The 11,865-nt window shown below is 59.2% G+C and carries 10 protein-coding genes; 5 read left to right on the top strand and 5 right to left on the bottom strand.

All coding sequences use genetic code 11. The features are described from left to right. Nucleotides 1-18: 18 nt before the first annotated feature. The 4 genes from NA619_RS02735 (at nucleotide 19) to NA619_RS02720 (ending at nucleotide 4,426) form a co-directional block, all read left to right on the top strand. Nucleotides 19-1,179 carry a hypothetical protein gene (locus tag NA619_RS02735; RefSeq protein WP_255959694.1) on the top strand — a complete coding sequence of 387 codons (1,161 nt, stop codon included), beginning with the start codon at nucleotides 19-21 and terminating at the stop codon, nucleotides 1,177-1,179. Nucleotides 1,180-1,190: 11 nt separating this feature from the next. Next, nucleotides 1,191-1,595 (top strand): phosphate ABC transporter substrate-binding protein, encoded by a 405-nt coding sequence (locus NA619_RS02730; protein ID WP_255959692.1) that lies wholly within the window; start codon nucleotides 1,191-1,193, stop codon nucleotides 1,593-1,595. Between the two features lie 195 nt (nucleotides 1,596-1,790). After that, nucleotides 1,791-3,725 (top strand): putative nucleotidyltransferase substrate binding domain-containing protein, encoded by a 1,935-nt coding sequence (locus NA619_RS02725; protein ID WP_255959690.1) that lies wholly within the window; start codon nucleotides 1,791-1,793, stop codon nucleotides 3,723-3,725. Next, nucleotides 3,722-4,426: a 3'-5' exonuclease gene (locus NA619_RS02720; RefSeq protein WP_255959688.1), complete on the top strand. Its 705-nt coding sequence runs from the start codon at nucleotides 3,722-3,724 to the stop codon at nucleotides 4,424-4,426. The genes NA619_RS02725 and NA619_RS02720 overlap by 4 nt, the downstream gene beginning before the upstream one ends. Nucleotides 4,427-4,697: 271 nt before the next feature. On the opposite strand, the gene NA619_RS02715 is transcribed toward NA619_RS02720, so the two are convergent. The 4 genes from NA619_RS02715 to NA619_RS02700 form a co-directional block, all read right to left on the bottom strand. After that, nucleotides 4,698-5,219 (bottom strand): hypothetical protein, encoded by a 522-nt coding sequence (locus NA619_RS02715; RefSeq protein ID WP_255959686.1) that lies wholly within the window; start codon nucleotides 5,217-5,219, stop codon nucleotides 4,698-4,700. Nucleotides 5,220-5,316: 97 nt separating this feature from the next. Then, nucleotides 5,317-7,086: a sodium:solute symporter family protein gene (locus tag NA619_RS02710; RefSeq protein WP_255959684.1), complete on the bottom strand. Its 1,770-nt coding sequence runs from the start codon at nucleotides 7,084-7,086 to the stop codon at nucleotides 5,317-5,319. A 3-nt stretch (nucleotides 7,087-7,089) separates the two neighbouring features. Then, complete coding sequence (locus NA619_RS02705) at nucleotides 7,090-7,353, bottom strand: DUF4212 domain-containing protein (protein WP_122163532.1); 264 nt, start codon at nucleotides 7,351-7,353, stop codon at nucleotides 7,090-7,092. Between the two features lie 706 nt (nucleotides 7,354-8,059). Further along, complete coding sequence (locus tag NA619_RS02700) at nucleotides 8,060-8,587, bottom strand: ATP-dependent zinc protease (protein ID WP_255959682.1); 528 nt, start codon at nucleotides 8,585-8,587, stop codon at nucleotides 8,060-8,062. A gap of 134 nt (nucleotides 8,588-8,721) precedes the next feature. Here NA619_RS02700 and dbpA point away from each other — a divergent pair, with 134 nt between their 5' ends. Continuing rightward, nucleotides 8,722-10,101, top strand: a complete 1,380-nt coding sequence (dbpA, locus tag NA619_RS02695; RefSeq protein WP_255959680.1) for an ATP-dependent RNA helicase DbpA — start codon at nucleotides 8,722-8,724, stop codon at nucleotides 10,099-10,101. A 160-nt stretch (nucleotides 10,102-10,261) separates the two neighbouring features. On the opposite strand, the gene NA619_RS02690 is transcribed toward dbpA, so the two are convergent. Then, entirely contained in the window at nucleotides 10,262-11,743 is a 1,482-nt protein-coding gene (locus NA619_RS02690; protein WP_255959678.1) for a PhoX family protein, read from the bottom strand. Nucleotides 11,744-11,865 lie beyond the last annotated feature (122 nt).

The following is an 11,865-nucleotide window of genomic DNA, read 5'->3' as shown; positions in this document are numbered from 1 at the left end:
AGCTTTAAGGAGCATCTGATGACCGCAGTACGTGTTATCGGCCTGGCAGCCGTCTGCCTGGCAACCACCCAAGCCTTCGCCCTGGAACAGGGTGAGCACCGCTTCAACGGTTTCGGCACCGTCGGCTTCACCCACCTGGGTGGCGAAGATGAAGGCCGCAGCTATGGTATCCAGGGACAGACTAACGATTCCTGGCGCGGCGACCAGCTCTCCAAGTTCGGCGCGCAGCTGAGCTATGGCATCACCGATACCGTTGGCGTCACCGTTCAGACCACTGCCAAGGCGCAGCAGGATGAATGGAAAGCCAACCTGGAGTGGGCTTACCTCTCCTGGCAGACAACCGATCAGCTGATGCTTCGTGCCGGCCGCCTGCGCAGCCCGGTCTACATGTATTCCGAAAGTCTCGACGTTGGCTACAGCTACCCATGGCTGCGCCTACCGGACGAGGTTTACAGCCAAGTCCAGGTGACCAACTACGAAGGCGTCGATGCGGTCTACACCGTACCGCTTTCCTACGGCTCAGTGACCTTCCAGGTTGCTGGCGGTCAGGCAAAGAATCGCGACTACTACGCTTATGACGAACAGTTCGATATCGATTACGGCAATCTGTTTGGCGCCAGCGTAAGCCTGGCGACCAACGATTTCGGCACGCTGCGTATCGGTTATGTCGAAGCAGATATCAAGACTGATATCAACGGTACCGTTAATGTCGCGCCGGGCATCACCGCACCGCTGAGCCTACTGACTCTCGATAAAGAGAAAGGCAAGTTCACCTCGATCGGCTACCAGTATGACAATGGCACCTGGGTCAGCAGCAACGAGTGGACCTCGCGCATGATCGAGAATGATGGCATGGAGTCCATTGACTCGTTCTACCTGATGGGCGGCCGTCGCTTTGGCGACTTCCTGCCGCACGTGACCTACGCACAGCTGGACGACAACGGTGGTCGCCAGAGTTCGTGGACCATGGGTCTGAACTACCAAGCCGCACCTACTGTGGTGGTCAAAGGCGAGTACAAGCGCGTAGACACCAAGAACGGCTATGACGGCGTGTTTACCCGCAACGCTCAAGAAGTGTTCAACAACGCCGTGTACGATCTTAGCTCCGGCACCCGGGGCGCCCCTGCCCGCAACTACGACGGCGACATCGTTTCCGTCGGCGTTGATTTCGTATTCTGAGGAGCGTCCAGATGAAAACATCCCTTCGCATCCTCGGCAGCGCAGCGCTGCTTGGCATGGTGTCCATGGCTCACGCCGGGGTCGCCGTGATCGTCAACCCGGGCGCCGCCAAAGCACCCTCGCAGTCCGACGTGGCCAACATCTTCCTGGGCAAGGACAAGTCCATGAAGGGCGTCGACCAAGCCGGCTGGACGCCTGCCAAAGAGGCGTTCTATTCAGGCGTCACCAACAAGAACGAGTCGCAGCTCAAGTCGTACTGGTCAGGGCTGATCTTCACCGGTAAAGGCCAGCCACTGCCAAGCGTCGCAGACGACGCAGCGATGGTCGCCAAGGTTGCGGCTGAAGCCGACGCAATCGGCTATGTCGACAGCGCCGCAGTCAACGATTCGGTGAAAGTTGTGTTCACGCTTCCGTAACCAAGCACCACAGGAAATAACCGCCCCTTGCTTCGGCATCGGGCGGTTTTTTTATGCGTGCAAAACCCTGCAACACCCCCGGATCAATGGCTGACCCTTGTCAGCCCGAAGCGGGCCGCTGGCGACTAGACTTACGTCCAATGTGCCGGCATGGCCCCTCCGCCCACCATTGGGCGCAAACAATGGAATCGAACCATGAGCAAAGCCAATGCTTTCGCCGAGGCAGGCAAAACTGCCGTACTGCAGAACATCCATGGAACCATGGAATTTCTGCGCAAGTACCCGCCGTTCAATCAGATGGAGCCGGGACACCTCGCCTATCTGGTGGAGAATTGCCAGCTGCGCTTCTACAGCGAAGGCGACTGCATCATTTCGCCTGATGACGGCGTGGTCGAGCACTTCTATATCGTCAAGCAGGGCCGCGTTCATGGCCAGCGACCACATACCAGCAAACGCGGCACGGAAACCACCTTCGAGGTGATCGTGGGCGAGTGCTTTCCGATGGCCGCACTGATGGGCGAGCGCGCCACGCGCACCGGACATTTCGCTGCCGAGGACACCTTCTGCTTTCTGCTGAACAAGCCAGCATTCGTCAAGCTGGTGTCCAAGTCCGCCTCATTTCGTGACTTCGCCATGCGCGGCGTCAGCAGCCTGCTCGATCTGGTCAACCAACAGGCACAGATGCGCGCGGTAGAAAGCCTCGGCGAACAGTATTCACTGGAGACCAGTGTGGGCGAACTGGCGCTGCATCATCCGGTGTCCTGCCCGCCGACAATGCCGCTGGCCGAGGCGGTGGCGCTGATGCATGAAAACAATGTGGGCAGCGTGGTGATCACCGATCACGAATTGCACCCGCAGGGTATTTTCACATTGCGCGATTTGCGCCGCGTGATCGGAACCGGCACGACGGAGCTGACCACGCCCATCAGCCAGTTCATGACCCAGGACCCGTTCTACCTGCCCCCGGACGCAACGGCCTTCGACGCGGCGATCGCAATGACCGAGCGCCATATCGCCCACGTCTGCGTCGTCGAGAACGGACTGTTGCGAGGCGTCATCTCCGAACGTGATCTGTTCTCGTTGCAGCGCGTGGACCTGGTTCATCTGGCGCAGGCGATCTCTCATGCCGACCGCGTCGAAACACTGGTAATCATCCGCAGCCGCATCCTGCAGCTGGTCGACAACATGCTGGCTCACGGCGCATCGTCGACACAGATCACTCACATCATCACGTTGCTCAACGATCACACCGTGTGTCGTGTCATCGAGCTGGCCATTGAGGCGCTCGGCGACCCCGGTATTCCATTCACCTGGCTGTGTTTCGGCAGCGAGGGGCGCCGCGAGCAGACGCTGTATACCGATCAGGACAACGGCATTCTGTTCGAAGCCGCTGATGCTGCCGAAGCCGCACATATCCGTGGGCACCTGCTGCCCTTGGCCGAGAAGATCAACCGCGATCTGGATACCTGCGGCTTCACGCTGTGCAAGGGCAACATCATGGCCGGCAATCCGGAGCTTTGCCTGTCACGGCAGGAGTGGCGCCGGCGCTTCAGCTCCTTCATTCGCGATTCAACGCCGGAGAACCTGCTCAGCAGCACCATCTACTTCGATCTGCGGGCGATCTGGGGGCCCTGTGAAGGATATGAGCAACTGCGCGCACATCTGCTGGAGGAGATCGGCGAGAACCGCCTGTTCCAACGCATGCTCGCCGAAAATGCATTGCGCCACCGGCCGCCAGTTGGACGTTTCCGCGATTTCGTGGTGACCCGCAAAGGCGAAGGCAAAGCGACCCTGGATCTGAAAGTTCAAGGCCTCACACCCTTCGTCGATGGCGCCCGCCTGCTCGCACTGGGTCACGGCATCACCACCTGCAATACGCTGGAGCGGTTACGCCTTCTGGTGGAGAGAAAAGTCATCGATGACAAGGACGGCGCCGCATACGAAGAGGCCTACCACTTCATCCAGCAAACCCGCATGCAGCAACATCAACAGCAGGCGCGTGACGGGAGGCCTTACTCCAATCGCCTCGATCCCGACAGCCTCAACCACCTGGACCGGCGTATCCTGCGTGAATCATTCCGACAGGCCCAGCGCCTCCAAAGCAGTCTGGCCCTGCGCTATCAGTTATGAATATGCCCTGGTTCAAATTGCGTGGCCCCATACTCGACCTGGAGCAGCACCAGCGTCGCGATCAGCTGCACCCTCCTGCGGCGCTGGACCAATGTGCGCTGCAGGATCAGCGCATGGTGGTTCTGGACCTTGAGACCAGCGGGCTGGACATGCGCCGTGACATCGTTCTGTCCATTGGCGCTGTGGTGATCGAAGGTGGCGGTATCAATCTGGGTGACCAGTTCGAATCGACGCTGCTGCGGCCTGCGCAAAAGGTCAGCGAAAGCGTGCTGATTCATGGCATCGCGCCCAGCGAACTCGAGGCCGGCGAAGACCCGGCCGAAGCGCTGCTCGATTTCATGGAGTTCGTTGGTGACAGCCCTATCCTCGCATTCCATGCCAGTTTCGATCAGCGCATGCTGACCCGTGCGCTGAAGCAGACGCTGGGTTACAAGTTGCGCCATCCGTTCTTCGATGTTGCGGAGCTCGCGCCCATGCTCTGCCCGGACAACCGACTCCGACACAATGGCCTGGATGACTGGTGCACCCATTTCGGCCTGCACGTCCTGCAACGTCACCATGCCAGCGCCGATGCCCTTGCGACAGCCGAGCTGGCGTTGATCCTCATGAGCAAAGCCAAGCGCCAGGGGCTGGACAGCCTGACGGCCCTGCAACAACGGCTGGCAAACTGGCGACAGCGGCAGCAAGCTAACTTCATGTAAAGGTCGCCTCAACTGCCAGCAGAGCAGCCGGTCTCGTTGCTTGGCGATGCCAAGTGGGCCGCACATAACAAGCAGCGGAAGGACAGGGGCTGAAAGCGGCTTTGCTTCGCCGGGAAAGTTCTTTAATCGCAACCGATCCGCAGTGCGGTTAGAGCCAACGACCTCGCGGAACAGTCTACGACTGAGCACTCAATAACCGTTGCCCACCCAACTCCGAGCAGGCACCGATTTTTTTTAACAAAACTTGGGGCAGCTGCGCTCTACGAGCGGACTACAGCTTCTCACCCAGGCACACAACTCGATAAAGCGGCGCGTCGACATCAAGTTTGGTCATGCTTTCGAACTTTGCCTGACCAGCGTTATTGAGCCTGAACATCGTCCGCTCGCTGCAGAGCAACTGGTGAGGCCCGTTGGATACAGTGGACATCAGGTGTTCCTTCTTGAATCGGTAAAGAACGAACCGCGCTACACGCCCCTGGCTGGTCTCATCGATTTGCGCATTGGCGCCGTCCAGAACGGTATAGCCCAACGGCATCGGAAATTGCATGGTCCAGGGCCGCCAGAGCATTTCGCCCTTCTCGCTCGACACCACCACCGATCCTTCTGGCAGCCGTGCTTCGGTGCTCTCGAACCAGGTGTATTCGTAATGAATGGTGTAAGCCAGCATACCCAAGCCGGCGCATACCGGAATGATCCATTTCGGCACTCGCTTGCGCGTCAGTGAGCGCAGCAGCAGCCCGATCCCTGCACCCGCTACACCAGCGACGATTGCCGCGATTAAATGCCAGAACATATAAAACTCCCCTAAAAAAATCGGGCTTCCATATGGAAGCCCGACTTCTACCTCAACCTTGTGTCAGAACAGGTCTGACGTCCGGCTGCATTATCAGTTAGTGATCAAGCGCAACGCCAGCACCCTTAGGGGTACGAACGCTCTCGACCAGATCCTGAATCTCCTGCGGCGGCGGCTCGGTAGCCATCGAAACAGCGTAGGCAACAGCGAAGTTCAGCATGGCACCCACGGCACCGAAGGCCTGTGGGGAGATGCCCATCCACCACTGATCAGGCGTGTTCGGGATGCTCGCAGTGCCAGGGATGAAGAACCAGCCCAGGTACAGGAAGATGTACACCGCGGTGGAAATTACACCGACCAGCATACCGGCGACGGCGCCCTTGCTGTTCACGCGCTTGGAGAAGATCCCCATCATCAGCGCCGGGAACAGGCTCGCTGCGGCAAGACCGAACGCCAATGCCACCACCTGCGCGGCGAACCCAGGAGGATTCAAGCCCAGCCAGGTTGCCAGCAGGATCGCTGCCGTCATGGCTAGACGGGCGGCCAGCATCTCGTTCTTCTCACTGATTTTCGGATTGATGAGTGTCTTGATCAGGTCGTGACTGATTGCCGAGGAAATTGCCAGCAGCAGACCCGCAGCTGTCGACAAGGCTGCCGCAATGGCACCCGCAGCGATCAGACCAATAACCCAGCCTGGCAGATTGGCGATTTCCGGGTTGGCCAGAACGATGATGTCATTGTTCACGGTCAGCTCGTTGCCGTTCCAGCCACGCTCTGTGGCGGTGGGAGTGAAGGCGGCGTTGGTGTCGTTGTACATCTGCACACGACCGTCGGCGTTCTTGTCTTCCCAAGCGATCAGGCCAGTCGTTTCCCAGGTCTGGATCCACTCTGGACGATCTTCGTAGCGGATCGCTTCGGCCTGTGGGCCTTCCGGATAGATAGTCTGAACCAGGTTCAGACGAGCCATGGAGGCAACAGCTGGAGCGGTGAGGTACAGGAGGGCGATGAAGACCAGGGTCCAGCCAGCGGACCAGCGGGCATCAGCCACCTTTGGTACGGTGAAGAAGCGAATGATTACGTGCGGCAGACCAGCAGTACCGATCATCAGCGACAGGGTGAACAGGAACATGTTCAGCTTGTTGTCGACGTCAGCAGTGTAGGCAGTGAAACCAAGATCAGTAACGACTTGATCCAGCTTGTCCAGAAGCGGCACGCCCGACTCTAAGTGGGTGCCGAACATGCCGAACATTGGGATCGGGTTGCCAGTCAGCTGCATTGCAATGAACACGGCCGGAATGGTGTAGGCGATGATCAGCACTACGTACTGCGCAACCTGGGTGTAGGTAATGCCCTTCATGCCGCCGAATACCGCGTAGGCGAACACGATGGCAGCAGCAATCCAGATACCTGCGGAATTGCTCACTTCCAGGAAGCGGGAGAACGCAACGCCAGCACCGGCCATCTGACCGATTACGTAAGTAACGGAGATGAGGATGAGGCAGACGACTGCAGTCAGACGAGCGCCACGGCTGTAGAAACGGTCACCGATGAAGTCTGGCACGGTGAACTTCCCGAACTTGCGCAGGTAGGGCGCAAGCAGCATCGCCAGCAGCACGTAGCCGCCGGTCCAGCCCATCAGGTAGACGGAAGTGGCATAACCACCGGAGGCGATCAAGCCTGCCATGGAGATGAAGGAAGCTGCAGACATCCAGTCTGCCGCTGTAGCCATACCGTTGGTTACAGGGTGAACACCCCCACCAGCGACATAGAATTCTTTGGTCGAACCCGCGCGGGCCCAGATCGCGATCCCGATATAAAGCAGGAAGGACGCGCCCACGAACGACATGTTGATCCAATATTGACTCATGGCTTACTCCTCAACCCCGAATTCCTTGTCCAGTTTGTTCAGCCGCCACGCGTAGTGGAAGATGATCGCAATGAACGTGATGATGGAACCTTGTTGAGCGAACCAGAAGCCCAGATCCGTTCCCCCAACAGGGATACCGGATACCAGCGGACGCAATAGGATGCCAAAACCATATGAGACTAGAGCCCAGACCACTAAGCTCCATGTGATAAGGCGAACGTTCGCCTTCCAGTACGCAGCAGCATTTGTTTTATCGGCGTCGGCCATGACGTTCTCCGTCTTATTTTTATTACGGGTAAAGGGAACCACATCGTGAATCTAGCAAGGATGTGTAACAGAAAGATAGCCCCGACTTTAGTCTGACTAGGCATGCTGCGCGGGCGCGATCAGTGAGTTTGGCGAGCCCACAGGCGCTTTTGTATCGTCCTGTCTAGAGGCGATCAGCGTGCAGAGGGCAGGGATCGAAAAACCGCCAGAAAGTCCCTAACCTCGACCAATACTGCCCGCCCGTATGTGCTCGTCGACATCTATCTATAAGCCCGGCTTTGCCAGGTTTGCATATATAGCTGCCCACACTAAAACTCGGAAACTCTACTTATCCGTACCCAATCAATATTACATATATAAGTTGGATCGAACTTCGAGAAGTTAACAGTGAGCCATTCACGAATTCTTCCGCGGGCGAGATGTATGCATGAATATGTATGCACGAATGCATATCCAAACCGCTCGTTCGATCAATGATATTACTCACTATTGAAGTCGCATATTCGAACGCCGAGCGGCTCAGGACCAAGCGCACAGCAACAATGCACTGCTGATACTCCAGCCATGGGAAAAGGCTAAAGAATGCGGCCAACATCAATAGGCGTTGAATCTCGGAACGAGCTCAGAAGGCCCAGCGGTGCGAGCCGGCTGGCCGTTCGGGCCAGCCTGCAACGCTGTTGCGCAAAGCCAGGGGACTGATCGTCTTCTAACAGGTCGGGCGCCCTGCCGTGTACTTCTGCGCTGGATCGATAGCCGCTTCGAGATCTCGGATTGCCGTAGCACCGATCAGCAAGGGGTAACGGAAGTGGCTGCGATCAGTGAGGTTGACCTCTGTTTCGCGGAGCTGGTCGCCGATGCACAGCTGCATCTGAACGACGGGGCGTTCGGCGAAGTCAGGGCCCCTCTCGACATCGGTGTCGTCATCGGGGTCAGCCGAAGCGGCCTCTTCAGAGCGGGTCTTGATCTCGGCAATACGTGCGAGGCGGTGTTCATATAGGGTGTCGTCTGCGCCATCTACCGCAAGACGGAAACGCACCCAATCCTCGCCCTCGCGCTCGAAACGCTCGATATCCCGAGCGGACAAGGAAGCGGTCATCGCGCCAGTGTCCATTTTTGCCTTGAGTGTCTTGCCGAGGTCTTCGATCTTGATCTGCTCGTAGCGCCCGAAGAGGGCGGGCTCAGCAGCGACGGCGGGAAGGGTTAACGCGCTCAACAGCAGCAACAAACGGGACAAAACAAACCTCCGGTGATTTCAGGTGACCTCCTTGGGACCGGCTTGATCTTCGTGGGTTCGCTCCGATGGCCAGCCAACGGCACCACGACCGGCCTGATAGACTGCATGCCATTTCCTCTTGTGCAGATCTCACCGTGCCCAGTTCAGCTTTTGCCACCCTGCCCCTCAGCGCCGCGACGCTGGCCAACCTCGACGCGCTTGGCTACACCGAGATGACGCCGATCCAGGCCCAGAGTCTGCCCGTGATGCTCAAGGGCATGGATCTCATTGCCCAGGCCAAGACCGGCAGCGGCAAGACGGCCGCCTTTGGCATCGCCCTGCTCGAACCACTAAACCCGCGCTATTTCGGTTGCCAGTCACTGGTTCTTTGCCCGACCCGCGAGCTGGCCGATCAGGTAGCCAAGGAGCTGCGCCGGCTGGCTCGCTCGGCTGACAACATCAAGATTCTCACCCTCTGCGGCGGGGTTTCCATCGGCCCGCAGATCGGCTCGCTGGAGCACGGCGCGCACGTCATCGTCGGCACTCCGGGGCGCATTCAGGAACATTTGAAGAAGGGTTCGCTCAAGCTCGACGGCCTGAACACATTGGTCCTGGACGAAGCCGACCGCATGCTCGACATGGGTTTCTACGACGCCATCGCCGAGATCATCGGGCAGACGCCGAGCAAGCGCCAGACACTGTTGTTCTCGGCTACTTACCCGACCAGCATCAAACAGCTGTCCGCGACCTTCATGCGCGACCCGCAGCAGGTCAAGGCCGAGGCGTTGCACGACGACTCCCAGATCGAGCAGCGCTTCTACGAGATCGACCCCGATGACCGTATGAATGCAGTGGAGCGCATCCTCGCCAGCTTCCGGCCAGAGACCTGCGTGGCGTTCTGCTTCACCAAACAACAGTGTCAGGAGCTGGTCGACCAGCTCAGCGCCAAGGGCATTTCGGCTATGGCGCTCAATGGCGATCTCGAACAACGTGATCGCGATCAGGTGCTGGCGATGTTCTCCAACCGCAGCCTGTCCGTGCTAGTGGCGACTGATGTCGCGGCACGCGGTCTGGATATCGATGCGCTGGACATGGTGATCAACGTCGAACTGGCGCGCGATTCGGAGATTCACATCCACCGCGTGGGACGCACCGGACGTGCCGGCAAGAAAGGCATTGCCATCAGCCTGGTTGCACCGTCCGAAGCCCATCGCGCGCGCGCGATCGAGGAGCGCCAGAAGGCGCCACTCAACTGGCAGCCGCTGGGTAACCTGAAGCCTCAGCCTGGCGAGCCGCTGCAGCCGCCAATGGTTACGCTCTGCATTGGCGCAGGCCGCAAGGACAAGCTGCGACCTGGCGACATCCTCGGTGCACTCACCGGCGACGCAGGAATCCCCGGAACCCAGGTTGGCAAGATTGCGATCTTCGATTTCCAGGCGTTCGTTGCGGTCGAGCGTGACGTTGCCAGACAGGCGCTGAATCGCCTGAACGCCGGCAAGATCAAGGGCCGTTCATTGAAGGTCAGGCAGCTTTAAGCTCGAATGCTGGATGCTGGATGCTGGATGCTGGATGCTGGATGTAGGGCGGATCACGCTTCACCGATCCACCGGCCACGGTTGACGAAAGAAGCGACGTCCACCCTACAAATCAAACAAACCCGATCAGCTCCGTCTGATCGGGCTCATCAGACCAGACTTACAGCGATCCGCGCGCCCAAGGGCCCCAGATGGCAAAGGTGATGCCCGGGGTCTGGATGTTGACGAACAGGAAGTGTCCCGACGGATCGAAGCAGGCGCCGCAGAATTCGCGGTTGCGATAATCGCCCCCGGACACGTTCTTACCAGCCGCAGCGGCCTGAACGTCGTCGAACACCACGTTGTTCTTGGCGAATATGTACGCCTCGCCAGCCGTAGTCAGGCCGAGCAGGCGCTCGCCGAAGCCGTACATATCCTGCACGCCGCCACCGTCTTCACAGAGCAGCACGCCGCCGCGCGGGCTTACGGTGATGTTGTCGGGGTTGTTGGCGATCTCAGCATCGGTGGAAGCGAAGATACAGGTCAGACGATCATTGGCCAGGTCGTGCATCCACACTGCGCCCTCACCGTAGCCGGCGCGGCCCTGGCTGTCGGTACCTGCGCTGGTGTCTACGATGTAGAGCTTGCCTTCGCTGTACCAGATGCCTTCACCGCGGCTCATGCTCAGGCCGCCGGCCTGCCGCGCCTGGGCATAAGGTCCGCTGCCTTCGGGCTGAGGTTCAAGGTCCGGATTCGATACCTCCACCCACTCCAGTTGATAGCTATCGCCCTGCTTAGGCGCGTGCAGATCAACCAGTGCACGGTCGCGTACACGGGCTGCCTGCAGAATACCGCCCACCGCGAGCGAACCCGGCTGCTGGCTGGCGTCGGTAGGGATATAGCGGTAGTAGCCGGATTGGTTGCGGGCGTCTTCGGTCAGGTAGACGTAGCTGTTGCGCGGGTCCACTGCGACCGCTTCGTGGCGCAAGCGCCCCATCTGGACGATCGGCTGGCCAGTGGTCATGGACGGGTCGGCCGTCACTTCAAACACATAGCCGTGAGCGCGGCCACCGACGCTACGGTAGTCAGAGGTGTTCTCTTCACAGGACAGCCAGGTGCCCCAGGGCGTGACACCGCCAGCACAGTTGGTACGGGTGCCGCCAAGGCTCGGCAGGGTGCGCACCGGGTGCATGATGTCGCGGGAAACGTAGAGGTTGGTCGTGCCGCCGGCCGGACGCTGGCCGTTGGACAGGGTCACGTCATCGTAGATGCCGGTGGCGTCGATCAGCGGACCGGTACTGGCTTCATGGTTACGCACCAGCACGATTTCCTGGCCATTCGGGCCGCGACGCACATCGATGACACCCATACCGTCGTGCGAAGTTGGAACTGGCTGGCCGTTTTCCATCAGGTCACCGGTCCAGGAAAAGCTCTTGTACTGGAAGCCGTCGGGCAGTTGCAGCAACTCCAGGCCGGTGCTCAGATCCTTGACTGGACGCAGTGGACCATAGCTGCTGCGGACCAGGCCGGCGCCACGTCCTTGGGCATTACGGGCAGCAAAGGCCTCGAGAGTACCGAGGAAGGGGGTGCTGGCGACGACGGCGGCGGTGATGGCACCACCCTTGAGCAGGCTGCGGCGGCTGGCATCATGTTCACGGTTCATGCGATGTCCTCTATTTATAGGAATGGGGAGGGGGCGCATGAATGAAGCCAGCTGAATGCGGCAGTACGATGACTGTGCGATGTCGTTCCGGTTGGAAAAGATGAACGGTATAAGCTTTGCAA

The organism is Stutzerimonas stutzeri (assembly GCF_024448895.1).
Lineage (GTDB): Bacteria > Pseudomonadota > Gammaproteobacteria > Pseudomonadales > Pseudomonadaceae > Stutzerimonas > Stutzerimonas stutzeri_Q.
This window is presented reverse-complemented; position numbering and strand designations above follow the sequence as displayed.